The 21,342-nt window shown below is 37.3% G+C and carries 14 protein-coding genes; 12 read left to right on the forward strand and 2 right to left on the reverse strand.

Annotated elements, in window-relative coordinates; all coding sequences use genetic code 11:
* Positions 1-2,060: choice-of-anchor L domain-containing protein (locus tag ACY2RS_RS06680; protein WP_490097853.1), on the reverse strand; the 2,060-nt coding region annotated here is incomplete at its 3' end.
* Between the two features lie 88 nt (positions 2,061-2,148).
* Here ACY2RS_RS06680 and ACY2RS_RS06685 point away from each other — a divergent pair.
* The 11 genes from ACY2RS_RS06685 to ACY2RS_RS06735 all read left to right on the forward strand — a co-directional run bounded on the left by ACY2RS_RS06685 (position 2,149) and on the right by ACY2RS_RS06735 (position 17,632).
* Positions 2,149-3,075, forward strand: coding sequence for a NifU family protein (locus tag ACY2RS_RS06685; protein ID WP_490097854.1), 927 nt, complete (start codon positions 2,149-2,151; stop codon positions 3,073-3,075).
* Between the two features lie 93 nt (positions 3,076-3,168).
* Positions 3,169-3,369 carry a dodecin family protein gene (locus tag ACY2RS_RS06690; protein ID WP_490097855.1) on the forward strand — a complete coding sequence of 67 codons (201 nt, stop codon included), beginning with the start codon at positions 3,169-3,171 and terminating at the stop codon, positions 3,367-3,369.
* 78 nt (positions 3,370-3,447) lie between these two features.
* Positions 3,448-5,559 carry a thioredoxin domain-containing protein gene (locus ACY2RS_RS06695; RefSeq protein WP_490097856.1) on the forward strand — a complete coding sequence of 704 codons (2,112 nt, stop codon included), beginning with the start codon at positions 3,448-3,450 and terminating at the stop codon, positions 5,557-5,559.
* Positions 5,560-5,838: 279 nt separating this feature from the next.
* On the forward strand, positions 5,839-6,540 hold the full coding sequence (locus tag ACY2RS_RS06700; RefSeq protein ID WP_490097857.1) for a hypothetical protein: 702 nt from the start codon (positions 5,839-5,841) through the stop codon (positions 6,538-6,540).
* Between the two features lie 55 nt (positions 6,541-6,595).
* A complete protein-coding gene (locus ACY2RS_RS06705; protein WP_490097858.1) occupies positions 6,596-7,315 on the forward strand; it encodes a hypothetical protein in 720 nt (239 codons plus the stop codon).
* 30 nt (positions 7,316-7,345) lie between these two features.
* On the forward strand, positions 7,346-8,047 hold the full coding sequence (locus tag ACY2RS_RS06710; protein ID WP_490097859.1) for a hypothetical protein: 702 nt from the start codon (positions 7,346-7,348) through the stop codon (positions 8,045-8,047).
* 135 nt (positions 8,048-8,182) lie between these two features.
* A complete protein-coding gene (locus tag ACY2RS_RS06715) occupies positions 8,183-9,919 on the forward strand; it encodes a histidine kinase dimerization/phosphoacceptor domain -containing protein (protein ID WP_490097860.1) in 1,737 nt (578 codons plus the stop codon).
* A gap of 94 nt (positions 9,920-10,013) precedes the next feature.
* Positions 10,014-10,700, forward strand: a complete 687-nt coding sequence (locus ACY2RS_RS06720; protein WP_490097861.1) for a LytR/AlgR family response regulator transcription factor — start codon at positions 10,014-10,016, stop codon at positions 10,698-10,700.
* Positions 10,701-10,861: 161 nt separating this feature from the next.
* Complete coding sequence (locus tag ACY2RS_RS06725) at positions 10,862-11,782, forward strand: alpha/beta fold hydrolase (RefSeq protein WP_490097862.1); 921 nt, start codon at positions 10,862-10,864, stop codon at positions 11,780-11,782.
* 102 nt (positions 11,783-11,884) lie between these two features.
* A complete protein-coding gene (locus tag ACY2RS_RS06730; protein WP_490097863.1) occupies positions 11,885-13,396 on the forward strand; it encodes a phage tail-like protein in 1,512 nt (503 codons plus the stop codon).
* 345 nt (positions 13,397-13,741) lie between these two features.
* Positions 13,742-17,632 (forward strand): tail fiber domain-containing protein, encoded by a 3,891-nt coding sequence (locus ACY2RS_RS06735; protein ID WP_490097864.1) that lies wholly within the window; start codon positions 13,742-13,744, stop codon positions 17,630-17,632.
* Between the two features lie 93 nt (positions 17,633-17,725).
* Here ACY2RS_RS06735 and cphA read toward each other — a convergent pair whose 3' ends face one another.
* Positions 17,726-20,368 carry a cyanophycin synthetase gene (gene cphA, locus ACY2RS_RS06740; protein ID WP_490097865.1) on the reverse strand — a complete coding sequence of 881 codons (2,643 nt, stop codon included), beginning with the start codon at positions 20,366-20,368 and terminating at the stop codon, positions 17,726-17,728.
* Between the two features lie 111 nt (positions 20,369-20,479).
* Between cphA and ACY2RS_RS06745 the strand changes: the two genes are divergently transcribed.
* A complete protein-coding gene (locus ACY2RS_RS06745; RefSeq protein WP_490097866.1) occupies positions 20,480-21,340 on the forward strand; it encodes a cyanophycinase in 861 nt (286 codons plus the stop codon).
* Positions 21,341-21,342 lie beyond the last annotated feature (2 nt).

Raw genomic sequence — 21,342 nt, forward strand, 5'->3', positions numbered from 1 at the left:
TCAAAAGTCTCCAAGCCATTTCCATCTAAATCACATAAAAAATAATCGCTGATGGGATCGGTGATGGCGGGGGAGTCATTTACTTGTAATTCTAAAGGAACAATGTTAAAACAATCTGTAGCGTTTATATTATCTACTCTTGCGAATATGGTTTGAAAACCAATAGCTGTATTTACAAAAGCAGTAGCAGGTGTAATAGGAAAAGCACCCGATTGAGCTTGTGCGAAAGTAGTGTAGTATGTAACTACAGCATCTGGATTACCTCCTGTTATTTCTAAGTCTTTTGTTGTTAAATCAAATTCCGCAAAACCGTCATTAGGCAATTCATCACAAATATTATAGGTTGTTGGTATTGTAGCCGCTGGGGCTATAAAAATATTTGCAGTAAACGAACCTGTATCAAAGCAAGTATCGTCAAAAACACTCTCGATTCGAACAAAAATTATTTCAGAAGGTGCTGTAATATTATAAATTGCAGGTAGTGGGTTTGCATCACCAATGGCATCTCCTAATAGGTTATGGTAAGTGATTTCGTAAAGCAATGGATCTAGACCATTAAGGACTTGTACATCTTTTAAATCTGCTAAGTCTACAGGTATCATACCATCTGAGTCTTGATCACAAAAGTTTTCATCAGTAAGCATACCTACGATAGGCTGCGCATAATTGATAGTAAAATCTTCAAGCGCAAAACACTGGCCTCCTAGATCTTCTATTCGAACAAAAATAGTTTGCTGTGGTGGTGTCATGATGGTGTACGCATCTGGCATCATGATATCATTCATTCCGTTTTGACTGTCAAAGAACGTTTCATAATACTTAACATTAAACATGGTTCCATCTTGAGTACCAAGAACTACGGCGTCGTTTACGGTTAAATCAAAAACGCCCATTTGAGTTCCGTCATCACATTGAAACAAATCATCTGGAACATTTGCAATGGGCACAGGTGCAAATTCTACTACAATTTCATCGGTACCGGCACATCCAGAACCGCTACTTGTAACTTCAATTTGATAGGTTCCAGATTGGGTAACATCTAATGTTGAGTTTGTTTCTCCTGGAAGGATATCAAACATCATGGTAACGGTATTTAAAACAAACCACTGGAATGTACTGTCTCCAGTTCCTCCTCCACCAATTCCAGACAAGCCTATTTCAAGAGTTTCTCCTTCGCAAAGTGCATTACCTGAAGCAATTGTGATATCAGGCCCTAGATTTACACCAATATTAAACGAACCTCCTTCGAGAAATACAGCAGCATCAAAAGCAGAATCTGTTTCATCTGCAATTACTAATTTTATGTTGTATGTGTTCCCAGAAACAACGTTTCCAACTGCAGTAAGTGGCACCGTTTGCCCATTAAAGTAGATGGGAGCATCTGCTTGGGCAACAAATGGAAGTCCCGCTACATCTGTAGGTTCAAAATTATATTGTTCAAAAAATTCTGTATTAATATCATTACAACCTGCTTGAGCTGGCACACCATAACGAACGTTAGTAACTTCTATAGGAGTCGTAGTTCCTGGAAGTACCGCTAAATTTTGAACCAATCCAGTCACCTGATCTGTTAAAATAAATGCAAAGGCATCAGAAAAGGAGCACTCAAAATTTCTGTTATATTCTTCAGAAGCAAAGATAAAATTGAAATTAATTTGATCTATTTGAGGCACGAAGTTGAACTGAATAATAGAAGCATTATTAGTTTGAGTTGCTGTAGTATTTGCTTCTAGATCTGGATCTCCTGGCCAGGATGCATCTCCATCACTCAAGGTTACCCCTAGGTTATTTGGTCCTGGAGCATTTGCAACATTCCCTGTTGTTAATACGATACCATTTGCAAAGGGAAAGGTCGAACCATTTGCATCAAAAGCAGCAATTCCGTTTACATTTCCAAAATCTGTACCTGTACGTTGGCCAACATTAGTAACCTCGGCACAAGGACTATTAATTAAAATATCTTCAACAAGCTCTTGGGCGGTAAGTGTTTCATCGATAGTGATTTGCCCATAGCTTATAAAGGAAGACAATATAAAACAGAGGAGTAATAATTTTTTCATAGGTTGTAGCAATATGAGGCCAAATATATTCAATACAATGATTTTCTTTCGGTATTTTTGCAAAAAAAAATCACACAAAAATCACATAATGAGTCAATTTAACATAACTGTACAACCAACAAATAACGAAAATATTGTAAAATTTGTTACAAATTCGTTTTTAACACAGGCGAAAAGTTATGAGTTTGCTAATATTGACGAGGCAAAACCTAGTCCATTAGCCCAGCAATTATTCCACCTACCTTTTGTAAAAACAGTATATGTTTCGCAAAATTTTGTAGCTATTGAAAAGTATAACATTGTTGGATGGAAAGATGTACAAGACGACCTTGGAGACGCTATTCTTGAATACTTAAACAGTGGAAAAGATGTAATTTCTGAAACTGAAAACACAAAAAAGGTTCCTGTTACTGTGTATGCAGAAAGCACCCCAAATCCGGGTGTCATGAAATATGTAGCAAACAAAACCTTAGCCGATGGCGTTTTTGAATTCAAAAACATAGAAGATGCAGTAGATGCACCGCTAGCGAAAGCTCTTTTTTCTTTTCCTTTTGTGAAAGAAGTATTTATAAGTGCAAATTACGTCTCTGTCTCAAAATACAATGTCGTTGAATGGATGGAAGTTTCTAATGAGATTCGCTCTTTTATTAGAACCTTTATTGAAGACGGGAAAGCTATATTTAACGATGCTTTTCTGCAAAACAAAAAAGAAGTTGTTTTAGACAAAAATTCGGAAACTACTATTTCCGAAGAAAAAAAGAGCACTAGCTATTCTTCTATTGAACAAGAAATTGTAGACATCTTAGATGAATATATCAAACCTGCTGTTGCAAGTGATGGAGGAAACATTGCATTTGATTCTTATCAAGAAGACACCAAAACGGTTCGAGTGATATTACAAGGCGCCTGCAGTGGTTGTCCTTCTGCAACCGTAACGCTAAAAAATGGAATTGAAACCATGCTTAAAGAAATGATGCAAGGACGTGTTACTACGGTAGAAGCTGTAAATGGGTGATTCCTTGTGTTTTTCCTTATAAAATTTCAGAAAAAAATTAAAAAATTGTACTTTGTATGCTATAAATAAGTAATTAATTAAACAACAAGAATTATGGCAGTTTTAAAAGTAATCGAAGTATTAGCAAATTCAAATAAAAGCTGGGAAGAAGCAACAGAAAACGCAGTTAAACATGCTTCAAAAAGTGTAAAAAACATTCGTTCGGTATATCTTAATGAACAAACAGCTGTTGTAGAAGACGGAAAAGTAACAGAATATCGTGTCAATGTAAAACTCACGTTTGAAGTGAAATAAACAGCCGAACAACGTTAAAAAATACGCTTTTGAAATTTCAAAAGCGTATTTTTGTTTTACTGCATTTTTTATTTACTCATGAAATTAATCTATCAAGTATTTATCATTTCAATAGTATTGCTTTCTTGCAATACTTCAAAAAAAGACATCTTGGATACACATCAATACACCAATTTACTCGTTGACGAAACTAGTCCGTATTTATTACAACACGCGCACAACCCCGTAGACTGGAGAGCTTGGAATAATGAAACTTTGGCTGCTGCTAAGACACAAAAAAAGTTGATGATTGTAAGCATAGGATATGCAGCCTGTCATTGGTGTCACGTTATGGAACGCGAAAGTTTTGAAGATTCTACTGTAGCAGCCGTCATGAATAAAAACTACATCAATGTAAAGGTAGATAGAGAAGAACGTCCAGATGTAGACCAAATTTATATTAATGCAGTACAATTATTGACCGGCAGTGCTGGTTGGCCCCTCAATGTCATCACACTTCCCGATGGAAGACCCGTTTGGGGAGGCACCTATTTCAGAAAAAAAGATTGGATCAATGCTTTGGAACAAATGCAGGAGTTGTATAACGAAAATCCACAACGCTTACTCGATGTTGCTAACAATCTAGAAGAGGGGATAAAAAGTATGGACCTTGTTCCCCTAAATACTGCCAATGTCGATTTAAAAAATTATGATACTGCTGAAATATTAGACACCTGGGAAGCATCTTTTGACAACAAATACGGAGGCCCTAACCGAGCTCCCAAGTTTATGATGCCCAACACGATTTCTTTTTTACTACGACAGGCCAAACAAACAAATGACAAAGGATTATTAGACTATGTCGCATTAACCCTAGACAAAATGGCCTATGGCGGTATTTACGACCACATTGGAGGGGGTTTTTCTAGGTATAGTGTAGACACCAAATGGCACATACCTCATTTCGAAAAAATGCTCTACGACAATGGCCAATTGGTAAGCTTATACAGCAATGCATATCTCGCTACCAAAAATCCTTTGTACAAAGAAATAGTAGAAGAAACGCTCACTTTTATTGCAAGAGAATGCACCAATGATGAAGGTGCTTTTTATTCGTCATACGATGCAGACAGTCTCACAGAAGAAGGCGAACTCGAAGAAGGCGCCTATTATGTCTTTACCAAAGAAGAACTAAAAGAACAACTTAAAGACGACTTTAGCCTTTTTAAGGCCTATTATAATATCAATGATTTTGGGAAGTGGGAAAAGAATCATTACGTTCTTATTCGTTCAAAAAGCGACACAGAAATTTGTGCTGAATTTGGTATTACTTCGGAAATTTTAAATAACAAAAAAGCTTCCTGGAAGAACCTACTTTTAGCCTATAGAAACCAAAGAAACAAACCTCGCTTAGATGACAAAATATTAACCTCTTGGAATGGATTAATGTTAAAAGGGTATGTAGATGCTTATAAAGCATTTCAAAATCCTGGGTATTTAGAAGCTGCACTAAAAAATGGTCACTTTTTAAAAACAAAACAATGGCAAGAAAGTGGTGCGCTGTTTCATAACTATAAGGATGGAAAAAGCACAATCAATGGATATTTAGAAGACTATGCGAGTGTAATTGATGCATTTATTGGCTTGTATGAGATCACCCTAGATGCGCAATGGCTGGATGCTGCCAATGAATTAACAAGCTACAGTTTTGCCCATTTCTTTGACACTGAAAAACAATTGTTCTACTTCACAAGTGATGAAGACCCATCGCTTGTTACAAGAAATTTCGAATATAGAGACAATGTGATTCCTGCCTCGAATTCAATGATGGCAAAGAATCTTTTTGTTTTGTCACATCATTACGACAACCAAACCTATGCTGCTACCGCAGTACAAATGTTAAAAAATGTATTGCCAGAAATAGAACAATATCCTTCTGGTTTTGGCAATTGGCTAGACCTCTTGGCGCATTTTCAAAACAAATATTACGAAATAGTAGTAGTAGGTGAAGAGGCAAAAGAAAAAATTCGACACATCAATACCTATTACCTCCCCAACAAACTCGTTGCTGGTAGTACCAAAAAAGGAACAAGTCCACTATTAGAAGAACGCTACATAGAAAACGAAACATTTGTATATGTATGTGTAAATAATAGCTGTAAACTTCCAGAGACAGAAGTTTCAAAAGCAATCAATCCTATTAAATTATAGCCAAAGTACACCAGTAAAAAGCACTTTATTTATAAATCACGAGTAGTACTCCCATCAATTATGGCATGAAACCTGATTTAAGTAGTACTTTTATCTCACAAAAAACTGATGAAGCAAGAATACCTTTTATTATTCTCATTTATTTGTATCGTACATATAAAAAAGTGTGACAAAAGCTATCCTTGCAAAAAGGGTTGTACATCACGTAAAGAATAACAATATTTTAACACAATTAATCGCTCGAAAGACTAGTTTTGAGCACCTTTTAAAAAACCCGCTATGCTATTAAAGAGAAAAAATGTATTGGTTACTTTAGGCCTATGTTTAACATTGCAATTATCTGCACAAAACATGGTTACTGATGAAACTACTGACAATATATATTTATCAACCAAAACGACACCTGTATTCAAAGGTTACAAGAACACCAAAGGTTCAATATATGCTAACAAAGAATTTCAAAATGGATCTGTTTTTAAAGACGGAAAAGTAGTTGCAAACAATGTTGGACTTCGTTACAATGTTCAAGCGCAAGAAATAGAATTACAAACGAGTCTTAACTCTTCATCAACTGTTGCTAATGTTGTAAAGACAGATAGCTCTATACATGTTCGTATTTTAAATGATGTTTTTGTGTATTTGGTTTCACCAGACGAAGACCAAAAAGCAGGATATTTCATGGTAGTAGAAGAAGGTGAAAAGCTTACCATTTACAAGAAAATCATCAAAGAATTTGTAGAGGGGAAAAAATCGGTTAACTCTTACTCACGAGATGTTCCAAATACCTTCAAAGAAAAAGAGCAATTATATATTGTAAGCAAAACAGGAAGCTTGACCAAACTGCCTAAAGGAAAAGGGAAAAGAAAGAAGTTGTTTTCAGAAAAAGAATCTGAAATGAAATCTTTCATGGACACAAACAAGATTAACGTAAGAAAAGACAAAGACTTTAGAGAGGCAGTCGCATATTTTAATTCACTATAATTACTTTCATGGCAGAGTTTTTGTAAATTTAAATCTATAATCAAAATAGTATACAATGAAAAAATTAATTATCGCCATACTGTTAGTAGCTGTATCTCCGGTTTTAGCTCAAAATTTTAATAGTGCAGCTAACGCAAGAGCATTTGCAAGTGATTTATTTATTCTTGACGAGTACATAAAAAGACAAAACAAAGACGTAAACTTTAAAGACACCAAGTCGTATAGAGGTACTCCTTATAATCACCCTAATTTCCTATCAGGAAACATTTACAAAGAGGGAAAATTATTAGCCGAAAACATTGCTGTACGCTACAACGCTATAGCAGATGAAATGGAAGTAAAAGAAACAATAGCAACTCCCGAAGATGATGCTAGAGTACTCACAAAGTCACCAGACATATACGTTAAAATACTACAAGATATATATGTGTTTGTACCGTATCAAGGAGGAATTGAAGAAGGAGGGTATTTTCAAGTACTTCAAGAAGGGAAAACAGTAGCTGTTTACAAAAAACATATCAAAGATTTTACCCCATCAAAAGAAGCAACTTCATCTCTTACAAAAGCTGTCCCAGCTAAATTTAAAGACAAACCAATATATTACTTGGTAACAAAAGAAGGTAAGTTTTATCAAATGCCTAAATCTAGAAACAAGAAATTAAAGGTTTTTAAAGACAAGCAAAAACAAATGAAAAGTTACGTAAAAGAAAACAAACTTGATCTAAATATTGAAAAAGATTTACTTAGAGCTGTCCAATATTTCGATACGCTCTAATATCAATTCTATTTCTTTTACATTTTCAATATGAAAAAATTATTTTTTGCAGCATTCCTTATGGTGCTATCTATTCAGGTAAGTGTCTCTCAAGGTATCTCAGACATTTCTTTACAAAGAATTAACGATGAAGCTGCAAAAGATGATGGAGTAATAGACTTTGACAATCCAAAAACGTACATAGGTACTCCTTATAACAATCCGAAATTTGTTCTGGGTTCTATTTACAGAAATGATTCTCTTATATTTAATATGGTGGGCATTCGATATAATGCCATTAGTGATCAAATAGAAATTAAAGAATCGCTTTCAACTCCAAAGGAAGAAATACGAAATCTAAAAAAATCTGCGGCTTTGGTTGCCAAAATAGGAAAAACAAAATTTGTTTTTATGCCCTATGATGGAGAAGTGAGTAAAGGAGATTTCTTAGAAGTTATTTACGATGGAGCGCAAGTAGACATCTATAAAAAACATGTAAAAGATGTACGATACCCTATTAAGGCATCTTCTTCTATAACACGTGACTTGCCTGCAAAGTTTACAGACAAACCTTTGTATTTTTTAGTAACAAGAAAACTACAATTTTATCAATTCCCAAAAGCTAGAAAAAAGAAATTCAAAATCTTTGGTAAAAAAGAAGCACTAATGAAATCCTATGCCAAAGAAAATAAATTAGATGCCAATGTAGAAGAAGACCTCATTGCCATTGTTTCGCATTACGAAAAACAGTAATGCTAGAACACTTTATTTTAAAAAGTCCTATACCAAAAAGTATAGGACTTTTTTATTGAAAAATACATTACAATAATTATTAGTACCTTAGTATTTCACCAACCATCATTTCTGAACATGTTGAAATATTTATTTTTGCTTTTATTTCCTATAGCAATGAGCTCTCAGGATATTTCAGAAAAAAAGCGCCTTTTTAAAAGTTTAGACACTGCATCAAATTACCAAGTAAAAGCTCAAATCTATATTGACATCGCTTGGGAATATATGATGGAAGAAAGTGATAGTGCAGCTATTTACAATACCCTTTCTTATAACATTTCCGAAGAAAACAAATACAATCTCGGGAAAGCGATCGCATTAGAATCTAAAGGATTATACGAAGAAATTGTAACTGGAGATTACCAGAAAGCGAGTAATTTTTACTTTGAAGGAATCTCCCTCTGTGAGGCGACTAATATTGATTATGCTAGTTCTATTTACCATTCGCTTGGAGTGATGTTCCATACTAGTGACAATTATGATAAAGCAAAAGAATATTACACCATTGCTTATGAACGCGCAAAAAAAGAAAACGATTTAGTGCTTCAAAAAAAGTGTGTCACAAACCTGGGCACTATAAACTCATCTCAAGGCAACTATGTCCTTGCCGAAAAAATGCTTATCGAAAGTCTGTCGATACCCGTTAGAAAAGATATAGATTATAGCACCTATGCCAACTTAGCAAACCTATACAAACGAAAAGAAGAATACGCCAAAGCACTTCCAATAATAGAAAAAGCAATCAAAAAACATCCAGATAATTATGACTCTGAAAGAAATCTAATTTTCTTGGTAGATGTAAAAAAGCAACTCAATGACTCCTCCGGTATCAATGACGCATTACAAAGAATGCTTATAGAATTACCAAGCATAAATAGTATAAGAGACAAAAGTTTGATGCTACGTGCCATCTCTGATGCTTATTCCTTAAAAGAAGATTATAAAAATGCATTAGCCTATAGAGATCAATATATTGGTGTTTACGAAGAAGTAAAAAGCAAACAACGTGACGATACCGTTATTGAGATGGAAGCTCAATATCAAAGTGAAAAAAAACAACGTGAAATAGACAAGCAAGAAGCTGCAAAAAAACTCCTTTATTTTATTTTAGGTGCTATTGCATTACTTTTTGCTGGACTTGCATTTGCCTTTATTAAAAACCGCAAAAAAAATCAGCTCCTTGCAAAACAGAAAAAATTACTAGAAGCCACTGTTGACGAGAAGAATATGTTGTTAAGAGAAACACACCATCGTGTAAAAAACAGTTTCCAAATGGTGTCTTCTCTATTGTTTATTCAATCTGAAACCGCCCAAGACAAAGAAGCTAAAATAGCCATTAAAGAGGCGCAAAACAGAGTGCGTTCTATGGTACTTATACATCAAAAGCTATATAGCAAAGAAAAATTGGTGGGTATTGATGCCAGAGAATATATCGAGGATTTCACAAAAGATGTGATAGAAAGCCATCAATTTGAAACCACCAAACTTAACTATACCACCAAAGCCGAACCGCTCTTATTAGATATTGAAACAATAACACCTATGGGGCTTATTTTAAACGAACTCATTACAAATGTCTTGAAACATGCATTTCATCCTGTAACCAAAGACAGTCTACTTGAGGTAACGTTTGCAAAAGAAAAAGACACCTTAGTGCTCATTGTAGCCGATAACGGAAAAGGAATGCCCGATGAAATCAAAGAAAGTTCTTTTGGATTACAACTTATCGCTGGACTTTGTAAAAAACTAAAAGCCTCGGTGGCCTTAGATCAAAACAAACCTAAAGGCACCAAAGCAACGGTGATTATGAAACGTTTTGAAATACTAAGCTAAGTATTCACTAAAGAAATGACCTGTTCACTAAAGAATTTGCTAGAATCCTTTTGTTTTTAGTAGCTTCGAAACAGATAATAATTTAATAATACCCTTGAAAAAATTAAGCATTTATATTGTTGAGGATGAACCTCTCATTTTAATGAACCTTCAAATGGCTCTAAAAAAGAATCATATTCAGGTGATAGGAAACAGTGATGAATATGAGGAGGCAGTTGCTGAAATTTTAAACCTCGAGCCTACATTAGTTTTATTAGACATCCAACTGCTTAGCGACAAAGACGGAGTTGATATTGCAATGGTATTAGATGAAAAGCAAATTCCCTATCTTTTTCTTACCTCACAAACAGATCCTGTCACTTTATCTCGTGTAAAAGAAACCAACCCAATGGGGTATATTGTAAAGCCTTTTACTGAAGCAGGACTTATGAGTAATATCACACTCGCTTGGCATAGTATTTCTAAAGAAGAAGAAACGATCGCACTAAAATCGGAAGGAAAAACATACCATATCAATCAAGCAAGTATTCAGTATTTAAAAGCCTTTGACAATTATTGTTATGTGGTTACATCAAAAAAAGAATACCTCGTCCCGCATACCTTAAAAAAAGTAGCCGAATTAGTAAACCCAGAATTTTTCTTTCAATGTCACAGATCGTATTGGGTAAACCTTAGAAAAATCGTGTCGGTAGCTTCAGAAAAAATTCAAGTGGACGCCATCGAAATTCCGCTAGGATATTCTCGTAAGAAAGAATTAAAAAACAGACTAAAAGTCATTTAAATTCAAGAGAATTTAAATAGAAATTTTCATTCACTAAAAAAAAGTGTCATTCACTAAATATTTGTGTTGGTTCTCCCCTATACACCTAATTTTAGTTCACCCCATCTTATCAAAGTAAAAAACTAGTTTGAAAATATCATTTTCAAAAAAACATGTATCGTATGGGAACTTCACAACATCAAAACACAAAAGCAATCTATCAAGGGTTTGACTTTTTTTATAGAATACACAGACATCAAACAAGTCTTCAGGATCCAATTCTTTTTATTAGCGGCGCGTTTCAGGACATGGATTCGTGGCAACTAATTTCAAATTACTTTAGCCAAAAAACGACTACAATTTTAGTTGACCTTCCAGGTACTGGTAGTGCAGATACTTTGCCAAGCAACTATGGTTTCAGATTTCTGACTAAAGCGATTCATCATCTACTAAATGAAGTGAACATAGATAAGGTGTACATCATTTCTGCCTCTTATGGGACACCCATAGCGTATTCATTTGCACAGCAGTATTCTCATAGAGTTACAAAACTAGCCCTGGCTGGAACCATGACATTTCTAACAAATCGTTTAAAGAAGCTAACCCAAACTTCTATCTCCATTGCGCAACAAGGAAACGGAAAAGCCTTTGCAGATTTTGTAATGAATAATGGCTTGGTGTATACCAAAGAAGATGGGGCTCAAAAAATTAATAGATATGATTTTGTAAAAAGAGTATTACACAGACAATTGAGTTTCTTTAACAAAACATCACTTCAAAAATACATCGACAACTCTAACCGATTACTTAGAGAGAGCTCGCTAGATACTAGCCAAGCGCTTACTGTAAAATCGTTAGTATTTACTGGAGAACACGATGTTTTTACCACACCTACAGCTTGTAGAGAAGTAGCTAAAGCCTGTAACAATGCATATTTTACTACCATAAAAAAAGCAGATCATTTGTTTCATCTAGAACAAACTAAAACGACCATTGATTTGCTGTATAGATTTGGAAACAACCTCTCACTCTCTTCTGTAGAAGGATGTAACCCTTTTGAGCACTTCCAAAATAAACAAAAAGAAGTGGTTGCTTATGCTTGATAATGAATCGATTTCTACGTGCCTTCGTTTTTTTTAAGATGAATCCCCAAACCCTTCGTATATTTACAGTAATGTAGTCTCCTCATTATCAATAAAATTCACATGCGTTTAGGAGTTTTCTTTTTCTTTTTTTATGTGCTTTCTTGTTCAAATTTACAAGCACAAGTAGGTATCAACACCACAAACCCTAGCGCCCTACTTGATATAGAAGCCAACACAAGTCCTACGAATACAGATGGTATACTAATCCCGCGTGTAGATGAATTTCCAACAGGGATGACAGCAGCACAAGACGGTATGCTTGCTTTTTTAACTGGAAGCGGAACACCAACAAAAGGGTTTTATTTTTACAATCACGGCACAGGTTGGATTTCCATAAACACCAATACAAATACCCAAAACACATTAGATCAAGCCTATGATCAAGGCGGCGCTGGTAACGGGAAAAACATTACTGCAGATACAGGGCCTGTACGAATTGATGGAGATGAAGGGTTGTTGATAACAGGTACCTTTGGTAGTGGAGATCCAATTGACACAGAAATTACAGGAACAGGTACACGCCTATTTTTTAACCCCTACAAAGCTGCATTTAGGGCTGGTTTTATTGATGGAGACGATTGGGATGATAGCGAAATTGGCGACTACTCTTTTGCAACTGGATACGACACACGTGCGCTTGGAGAAGCTTCGGTAGCCTTAGGATATGACACATCAAGTCGAGGGAATTACAGTTTTGCTATGGGTCGCAGTGTAACTGCTCTAGCACCTTTATCTGTAGTGTTTGGAGAAAGTAGTTTTAGCACCACCAATGCAACCTACTCGTTCACCCTTGGTTTTAGTGCCGAAGCTAGAAATGAATACACCTTTTCTTTTGGAAATAATACCGATGCAGAAGGACAATATTCTTTTGCTTTTGGAGATGATATCGCTGCACAATCGTATGGTGAAATTGCTATGGGATTAAACAACACCAACTATACGCCTCAGTCAACAACTGCTTGGAATGCTGCCGATAGACTTTTTGTGTTAGGAAATGGTCCAGACACCGCAAATGCAAGCGATGCTTTAATTGTGTATAAAGATGGTCGAGTAGAAATTAATCAGGAATATGAATTGCCTAATACAGATGGATTACTAGGACAAGTACTCACTACAAATGGATCGGGAGCTGTGAGTTGGGCTAGTTTTGGAAATGGGAATCGCTCCCTAGTAAAAGCAGGTCTTTCAACAAACCAAACCCTAGCAACAACAGGATGGCAAAAGCTTTTATTTACTTCGGAAATTTTAGACACCTCAGGTGATTTTAATCTCACTACCAATAGGTTTGAAGCTTCCTCAGATGGCTATTATCGTGTTACCGTGCAACTCCATACACTAAACAATCAAACCAACACCCAAGAATATGGATTGGCAATTTATGTAAATGGCAGCCTAGAAAAAGAAGTGCTCTTAGCCCATCACAATGCAGGACGTGTGGTAAGACAACTCTCAGGGTTTTATCAATTAGATGTGGGAGAATATATTGAAATATTCGTCTACAATATCCAAACAGGAATTACCATCGACGCTACCACTACTAAAACGATCTTAGAAGTGGAACAAATTCGCTAAAGCTTTTCATTCAAGCAAAAGGGATATTCCAAATTCAAAACACTCCGCTACTTATATTTCCGAAGCACTACGTACCACCTTTTTTACGATTCACTAAAAAAAAAGCCTGTTCACTAAAAATAATTGAGTGCTTCTTAGCTTCCAAATAGCTTTACAACAAAGAAAGAAACCAAATCCTTTTTTGCCCTTAGTGCTCCGAAGCTTCAGCGAAGGAGTACCCAAATACTCCAAAGCTTCAGCAAAGGAGTGCCAAATACTTAACCTACCTATATGCTCTGAAGCTTCAGCGAAGGAGCACTGCTATGATATCATACACAAGATGTATAGAACTAAAATCTCATAGTCATGAAACGTATTATTTTTTTACTCATTTTCACATTTTTTGCCACAACGCTAACGGCACAAGTTGGTATTAATAATGAAGATCCGAAGGCGATGTTAGACATTACTGTAAATGATCCAACAGCTCCAGAAACAACAGATGGTATTTTAATACCCAGAATGGATGAATACCCTACAGGCCTTGGAATAGACCAAGACGGTATGATGATCTTTATCACAGGTGCAGGAACTCCAACCAAAGGTTTTTACTATTGGGATCAAGGTGGTACTGCATGGGTAGCACTCGCAGGGTCTGGTGGCGGCACGCTAGACCAAGCCTATGATTTTGGAGGTGTTGGCGCAGGTAATACCATAACAGCCACAGATGGCGCTGTGACCATTGTAGGAGAAGATGGATTGTTAATTACAGGAACCTTTGGTAGCGGAAATACCATTGACTCAGAAATTACTGGAGGAGGAACACGCCTCTTTTTTAATCCAAACAAAGGAGCGTTTAGAGCTGGTACTATTTCTGGAACACAATGGAATGATGCGTCTATTGGGGAGTATTCTGCTGCTGTTGGACAAGACAATACGGCTAGTGGAAACCTATCTTTTGTTGCAGGAGCTAGCAATATAGCAAGTGCAGAATCTGCCGTTGCATTTGGATCAAGTAACACGTCCTCTGGACAAGAAGCTTTCACACTAGGAAATCAAAATACCGCCAGCGGTCTAAGAAGTGTTGCTTTTGGATCTCAGAGTACCGCAAGTGGTGATCATTCGCTAGCAGGAGGAGAAGATGCACAAGCAACAGCAACCAATGCCATTGCACTAGGAAATGGAACAAGAGCCAGTGCCCAAGATGCATTAGCGTTGGGAAAAACTTCTGAGGCACAACAAAATCTTTCAACTGCTATTGCGGGAGGTACTGCAGAAGCGACCCAATCTATTAGTATCGGTGATGGGACACGAGCACTCTCCTATGGGGAAACTTCCATTGGATTATACAATACAGGATATGCCCCAAATTCTTTAGTAGCCTTTGATGGAGAAGACCGACTCTTTAATATTGGTAATGGTACCGCAAACAATGCGCGAAGTGATGCGTTTACCATCCTTAAAAATGGAAATGTTGGTTTTGGAATTAGTGATCCTCAAAACACACTTGAAATAGGAGGTTCAAATGATTTTGATCTCAGTTATTTTAACTCTGGACAAGATGGTATTTTTATTTTAGGAGGCAATAGTGGCGGTTTGGATGCTTATGGAGGCTCAATTAGTTTTGGACCACCCTCTCCAACACGAAGCGCGCAACGAAAATCTGTGATAGCGTCGGTACAAACAAGTGGTGATATTGACCATACTGGACTCGCCTTCTTTGTACACGGAAACGCTATTAACCAAAGTGATATTCAAGAGGGAATGCGTTTAACGCACAATAAAAGATTAGGAATTAACAATATGGCACCTTCTGCAAATCTTGATGTTATTGGTACATTGCAATATGAAGATGGAAACGAAGCAAATGGATATGTTCTTGCTTCAGATGCAGCAGGTAACGCTACTTGGACAGATCCAACTACCTTAGTTACTAGTACTGAAGACGATGACTGGTACGTAGGAGGAACAACCAATAACGCAACAGGGATCAATCAAAACATATACACTAATGGTCTCGTAGGTATTGGGGAGAGCAGCCCAAGTAGCCCTCTAGATATCGTTCACAATGGTCCAGAAAGAATAGTCTCTAGCATTTCAGGAACACACACAACTCCAAATAATAACATATACGAAGGTTTAAGAGTTGAGATTGCTAGCCCAAATACGACAAATACAACCCGAGGCATTTACGCTAGAAATTTTAATGGTCTTTTTAAATATGGCGTACAGGCAGAAGCTACAGGCACAGGAACTATTAATTTTGGTGTTAGTGCAACAGCAACAGGAGCTAGCTCTAATTATGGAATTATAGCAAGAGCGTTTGGAGGTAGTAACAACCTCGCAGGGCTTTTTGGAAATAGCGCGGTACCTGGTTCTGGTAATGTAAGAATTACAGACCAGTTAGATGTAGCTGGATCTTTACGTTTTAGAATTGGTTCTGAAAGCTTAGGGAGAATTTTAACAAGTGATGCTCTAGGAGTTGCCACATGGGTAGACGCAAACACATTAACCCTTGCTACTGCTAGTAATGGGCTAAGTGCAACTACTAATAACATCCAACTAGGAGGAACCCTAATACAAAATACGAACATATCTCAGGGAGCTTTTAATTTGGACATTAACTTAGATAATACTGGAGACTTTGCCATTCAAGATGATGGCACAGATGTGTTCTTAGTAGAAGACTCAGGCGATATAGGGTTTGGTATTTCAAACCCAGAACACCCATTACATATTGTAAAATCTACCAACACAGAAGTAGAAGGAATTTATGTCGATAAAAATGATAATACTAGTGCAGAATCAAATGGAATTTATGTCGTGAAATCTGGAAGTGGAACAGGGAGAAGTCACGCTATAAGAACCCGAAATGATGGTACAGGTACTGGGCAAAAATATGGGCTTTTTAATACCATAAGTGCTACCTCAGCTGGAACTCAATATGGTGTACGTAACTTTATGAGTGCCACAACAACAGCTTGGCAATTTGGAACTTTTAATAATCTAGACAACACCGCAACAGGAAACCAGTATGGGGTTTATAACGGCATGCGTGGCGCAAGCGCGGCAAACATCTATGGTGTTTATAATGAATTTGAACGCGCCTACACCAGTCCAGACGATATTGTAGGTGTTCGCAATCGTTTTACTGGGGGTACTCCTGGAGGAGATGGTATGAATGGTGTTTGGACAGATTTCACAACTTCAGGAAATGGAAACTATTACGGAGTAAGAAACGAGTACCAAGCAGCAGCAACAGGAACAGGAAATAAATACGGAACCTACAACTCTCTTAGCGCAAGTGCTGGAGGGACCCACTACGGAACGTACAACAGTGTTGATGACACTAATGGATGGGCAGGATACTTTTTAGGAAAAAATTACATCTCTGATCGTCTGAGCATTGGCGAAACAGATAATGCCGATGGTAAATTAAGTATCTTAAATAATAGTGGTAGTACAAATCCTGCTCACATTCAACTTACAGAATTTGGTGCAAACGACGGACCAAGAATTCAGTTTGCAAACAATACAGAAACTGACAACGAATGGACTTTGTATGGAAGAGCAGATAACACCCTAGAAGATAGCCAGTTTAATATTTTTCATACCACCACAGGAAACATTCTCCGTGTCGAAGGAGATGGTAATGTGGGAATTACAGGAAATCCAGATACCGATTTTCATGTATTCCACGGAAACAATGGAAGTGCTTCTGGAATGAAATTACAAAACACAACCGATAGCACGTGGTGGCGTATGTATGTCTCTTCAGGTTCAGACGATCTAAGGCTTTTTAACTCTAACAATGGAACCACTATTATGGGTGCCTTCAATGATGCTACGGGAGCATACACAGCTACCTCAGACAGAAGATTGAAAAAAGACTTCAAAGAACTCTATTTTTCATGGGACAATTTCATGAAGATGCAACCACTTACCTACAAGTACAAAGAAGATAACAAACCCACAACCTATATTGGTATGGTTGCCCAAGATGTTGAAAAAGTGTACCCAGAGCTCGTAACCTATCATGAAGATAACGATATCTACCACATGGATTACAGCGCCACAGGTATTGTTGCCATTAAAGGAGTGCAAGAATTAAAAAAAGAAGTAGAAACCCTAAAATCTGAAAACGAGCAACTAAAAGCAAAACTTTCAAAACTTGAAAACTTAGAAGCGAGGTTATCGGCTTTAGAAAACAATAGCGATACGAACATTTCAGAAACCATGGCTCAAAACAAAAAATAAAGAAGCAACATTTCATAGCTAAGGAGTCTATGATTTGTTAAAGACCGTTCTATTGGGGGAACGGTCTTTTATTTTTTAATATTTTAGAAAACACTACTGTGCAAACACTTTTTCACCACTGGCTTCTTGGGCTTTAAATTGTTGTACTAAGGCTAAAGCATCTGGTACTACATCACTGCATAAAATAATAAGCGATCCTTTTTTGGCTGTGTTTACTGCATGCGTGATGGCTTCACTTTCGCTAGGAATGACAGTAGTCTTCATGTCGGGATGATTCATTTTAATACCATCATTCAACATTTTAATTAGCTCTTCTTCGGTTTTACCACGCAAGCGTTTGTCTTGGCGTATGATGATCTCATCGGCCATTTGTGCGGCGATGTCACCTATCATGTTATTGTCTTCTTCGCGTCGATCTCCAATCCCTGCAATGATACATACTTTATGGGTAGCTTCTAAATTGTCTGCAAAATCTTTTAAGGCACGCATTCCCGCTGGGTTGTGTGCATAATCTAACAGGATGCTGAAATTTTCAAACTTAAATAAATTGAGTCTTCCCGGCGTTTGTGCAGCACTCGGTATAAAGGTCTCTAAGGCTGTTTTCATATCCTCAATGCTAATGCCTTGCACATGAGCAGCCAATACAGCAGCCAACACATTTTGAATCATAAACTTCGCCTTTCCTCCATAAGTAAGGGGTATGTGAGCGGCTTTCATGACACGCATTTTCCATTCGCCTTTGCAAATGGTTACAAATCCGTTTTCATAGACTGCAGTAATCCCTCCACGACGTTGCATGGCTTGTATTCTACTGTTATGCTCATCCATAGAGAATAATGCTACATTACACTCTACGTTTCTTCGCATTTCATATACCAAATCATCATCGGCATTTAAAATGGCATAACCATCTGGCAACACCGTTTCAGGCACTACTCCTTTTACTTTGGCTAGTTGTTCAATGGTATGAATTCCTTTTAATCCTAAATGGTCTGCGGCAACATTGGTAACAATGGCCACATCACATTTTTTAAATCCGAGTCCGGCACGCAATAATCCACCACGTGCGCATTCTAATACAGCAAAGTTTACGGTAGGATCTTTTAGTACAAACTCGGCACTAGAAGGTCCAGTGCAATCACCTGTCATAAGCAATCTGTTTTGTATATACACCCCATCACTGGTCGTATACCCCACACGATATCCTTTCATTTTTGCCATATGGGCAAACAATCTACTTGTGGTTGTTTTTCCATTGGTTCCCGTAATAGCGGTAATTGGAATACGCCCTGTATTCCCTTGAATTGGGAATAATTTATCAATCACCGGAGACGCTACGTTCCTTGGCAATCCCGTAGTAGGCGCCAAGTGCATTCTAAATCCTGGACCTGCATTTACCTCAAGTACCGCGCCTCCCGTTTCTGATAATGGTTTAGAGATGTCTGTCGTCATAATATCAATTCCACAAATATCTAAGTCAATAATCTTAGAAATACGCTCTGCCATAGACACATTGGCTGGATGCACAATATCGGTGACATCTTCTGCTGTACCACCCGTACTTAAATTGGCGGTGTCTTTTAGGATAAGTCTTTCGTCTTTTTTAAGCACCGAATCTAATGTATAACCTGCATCTTTAATAATGTTTTGGGTCAACTCATTCGTGGTAATTTGAGTCAGCACTTTTTCATGGCCGTAGCCACGACGCGGATCTTTGTTTACCTCATCTATCAATTCTTGAATAGTTGATTTTCCATCACCAATGACATGCGCTGGAGTTCTTATCGCAGCAGCGACTAATTTATTATTAATTACCAGCAACCTGTAATCGTCACCCGTTATAAATTTCTCGACAATAATGGCGCCGCTTCTAGAACTGTCTTTTGCATGTCTAAAGGCCACCAAGGCATCGTCGTAATTTTGAATATTTACCGTAATCCCTCGGCCGTGATTGCCATCGATGGGTTTAATTACTAACGGAAATCCTACATAATCGCAGGCTTCCTCCAAACTACGCTCACGACGAATGATATCACCACGAGGCACTTCTACCTCTGCCTGTTCTAATAAAAACTTGGTGTCTTCTTTATCGCAAGCCAACTCTACTCCAATACTCGACGTTTCTGAAGTAACCGTCGCCTGAATTCTTTTCTGGTTGGCACCATAGCCTAATTGTACCAACGAGTATTTATTTAAACGTATCCACGGAATCCCTCTACTTTGAGCTTCTTCGACAATACTTCCCGTACTTGGTCCTAGACGTTGCGCCTCTCTAAGCTCCCGCATTTCTTGAATATCTTCTGTAAGATCGTAGTCTTTTCCTTCAATCAAAGCTTCACAAATTCGAACTGAAGCTTTGGCAGCATAGCGTCCCGCATCTTCTTCAATGTATGAAAACACTACATTGTAGACTCCTTCTTCTCCATAGCCACGCGTGCGTCCAAAACCAGTATCCATACCGGCTAAAGTTTGAATTTCTAAGGCAATATGCTCAATGATATGTCCCATCCAAGTGCCTTCTTCGACGCGTTGAAAAAAGCCTCCTGGAGTTCCTACACTACAACGGTGTGAATACATGGTAGGAAACATCGCTTCTAATCGTTCTCTAAACCCATCAATGCTATCGCTTGGGCGTTGTTCCATTTCTTCAAGATCTAGTACCATTACAATTAATTTATGGCGGCGTACTGACCAGTAATTAGGACCTCGCATGGCATTTATAGAACGTATTTTCATAGTGTGTTGGTTTTTAAGTGTTTCTGAAATGTTCATGAATCAACAATCTTTAAATATATGATTTTTTATGCAACAAAACAGCTATTTTTACGCACCCAAAAAAATTTCAGAATGAAACCAAAAGGAATATTGATCCCCATAGGGGGAAATGAAGACAAAGGCGTTGAAGAAAATGAACAATACACCCTTGAATATATAGAAGAAGGTATTTTATCGCGTGTCGTAAAAGAAGCAGGCGGTAATGATGCTGAAATATTAATTATCCCTACTGCATCTAGTATCCCAGAAGAAGTAGGTGAAAACTACCTACAAGCGTTCGGAAAATTGGGCTGTACCAATTTATTTGTAATGGATATTAGAGAACGTGAAGATTCTGATAACCCAGACTATATTTCCCGAATGAAAACTGCAGCTTGTGTCATGTTTTCTGGAGGAAATCAATCTAAAATCACTCGTAAAATTGGCGGCACCGAATTACACAACATCATGCTAAAACGCTACCAAGAGGAAGCTTTTGTAATTGCAGGAACTAGTGCTGGAGCCATGTGCATGAGTCATGAAATGATTACTGGAGGAAGCAGCCAAGAGTCGTTTATTAAAGGAGCTGTGGGCATGAATAGTGGTATGAGTTTTATTCCAGAATTAATCATAGACAGTCACTTTATTCGCCGAGGACGTTTTGGACGCATGGCAGAAGCTGTGGCTAAGTTTCCAATGCTTATTGGCGTTGGTTTAGCAGAAGACACCGGACTTATTATTAAAAATGGAAAGTTTGAAGTCTTAGGATCTGGAATGGTCATTCTCTTTAATGCTAGAAAAGCGAGGCATAACAATCATGCCATTTTAGAGGAAGGCACTCCTATGTCTTTAGTGAACTTAAAAACGCACATACTAGCAAGTGGTGATCGATTTAACATTAAGAAGAAAAAAGTAAAGGTTTCTCCTTTAGCAATACCTGTTGTTGAAGGGTAATT

It is taken from the genome of Patiriisocius sp. 208BN25-11, from assembly GCF_058147145.1.

Coding starts and splice junctions, on each gene's coding strand:
- ACY2RS_RS06685 (WP_490097854.1), top strand. CDS start 2,149: ATGAGTCAATTTAACATAACTGTACAACCAACAAATAACGAAAATATT.
- ACY2RS_RS06690 (WP_490097855.1), top strand. CDS start 3,169: ATGGCAGTTTTAAAAGTAATCGAAGTATTAGCAAATTCAAATAAAAGC.
- ACY2RS_RS06695 (WP_490097856.1), top strand. CDS start 3,448: ATGAAATTAATCTATCAAGTATTTATCATTTCAATAGTATTGCTTTCT.
- ACY2RS_RS06735 (WP_490097864.1), top strand. CDS start 13,742: ATGAAACGTATTATTTTTTTACTCATTTTCACATTTTTTGCCACAACG.
- ACY2RS_RS06725 (WP_490097862.1), top strand. CDS start 10,862: ATGGGAACTTCACAACATCAAAACACAAAAGCAATCTATCAAGGGTTT.
- ACY2RS_RS06710 (WP_490097859.1), top strand. CDS start 7,346: ATGAAAAAATTATTTTTTGCAGCATTCCTTATGGTGCTATCTATTCAG.
- ACY2RS_RS06700 (WP_490097857.1), top strand. CDS start 5,839: ATGCTATTAAAGAGAAAAAATGTATTGGTTACTTTAGGCCTATGTTTA.
- ACY2RS_RS06745 (WP_490097866.1), top strand. CDS start 20,480: ATGAAACCAAAAGGAATATTGATCCCCATAGGGGGAAATGAAGACAAA.
- ACY2RS_RS06730 (WP_490097863.1), top strand. CDS start 11,885: ATGCGTTTAGGAGTTTTCTTTTTCTTTTTTTATGTGCTTTCTTGTTCA.
- cphA (WP_490097865.1), bottom strand. CDS start 20,368: ATGAAAATACGTTCTATAAATGCCATGCGAGGTCCTAATTACTGGTCA.
- ACY2RS_RS06705 (WP_490097858.1), top strand. CDS start 6,596: ATGAAAAAATTAATTATCGCCATACTGTTAGTAGCTGTATCTCCGGTT.